This window comes from Vibrio sp. 10N.222.52.B7 (assembly GCF_041474275.1).
GTDB lineage: Bacteria > Pseudomonadota > Gammaproteobacteria > Enterobacterales > Vibrionaceae > Vibrio > Vibrio crassostreae_C.
Map to the genome: position 1 here is coordinate 1 of NZ_JBFRTU010000530.1, position 356 is coordinate 356.

1 protein-coding gene is annotated in these 356 nt (G+C 46.6%); it reads right to left on the reverse strand.

Features of this window, described 5'->3' with window-relative positions; translation table 11 throughout:
• Nucleotides 1–356, reverse strand: a 356-nt coding sequence (locus AB4512_RS24040) for a type II secretion system F family protein (protein ID WP_372176004.1), incomplete at both ends; no start/stop codon positions are given.

Genomic DNA, 356 nt, shown 5'->3' on the forward strand with positions numbered 1-356 from the left:
GAACAAATTCCACATTATCGGGATTAACGTAGTTGAGAATAAGCATAAAAATCAGAGGAATAGCCGCAACTATTTTGGCGGAAATTCGAGCTTCCGAAGTCATCGCCATTTTCTTTTTCTCTAGCGTTCGAGAGTCCACTAGCACTCTAATCAGCCGCGCCATCACGCCCTTAAGTTGCCCACCTCGAGCTATATTCGCCCTGATAGTCACGGTAAAGAATAGAAACTCTGGGTAGGGGTAGTTTTTGCACGATCGTTGAAGCACCACTTCTGGTGACTCACCCAACTTAAGTCGGTCGCCCATTAGCTTAAATTCGCGGCCTATCGGGTTGTGCATCACATCGCCTACATAACTG